The organism is Flavobacterium nitrogenifigens (genome assembly GCF_003254565.1).
GTDB lineage: Bacteria > Bacteroidota > Bacteroidia > Flavobacteriales > Flavobacteriaceae > Flavobacterium > Flavobacterium nitrogenifigens.
In genome coordinates, this window is the sequence record NZ_QJRI01000101.1 from 1 (window position 1) to 520 (window position 520).

General features: G+C 51.3%; 1 protein-coding gene. It reads left to right on the forward strand.

The window, feature by feature from the left end; translation table 11 throughout:
• A partial coding sequence (locus DM397_RS00440) for an MBG domain-containing protein (RefSeq protein WP_204251856.1) occupies positions 1–520 on the forward strand: 520 nt, incomplete at both ends.

Genomic DNA, 520 nt, shown 5'->3' on the forward strand with positions numbered 1-520 from the left:
TTCATATGTTGAGGGTACTCTTACGGTGGGTCAGGCATCTCTTATAGTGACAGCCGATGATAAGAGCAAAACCTACGGAAGCGCGAATCCGGCTTTGACTGTGAGCTATTCTGGTTTTGTAAACGGCGATACTGAAACTGTGCTAACCACAGTGCCTACAGTCGCCACTACGGCAGCTATAGGAAGTCCGGTGGGGACTTACCCGATCGCAGCCAGCGGAGCCGCTGCACCCAATTATTCAATCACTTATTCCGATGGAACGATGAGCGTGACAGCCGCCTCGCTTACAATCACGGCGGATGATAAGAGCAAAATATACGGCAGTGCGAATCCTGCTCTGACGGTGAGCTATGCAGGATTTGTGAATGGGGATACTGAAGCATCCCTAACAGCTGCAGCTGAAGCTTCAACGTTAGCTACGGCATCCAGTCCCGCGGGAACGTATGCAATCACAGCAGGGGGCGCATCATCTGCGAATTATTCAATATCATATGTAGACGGCACTCTTACGGTGGGCCAG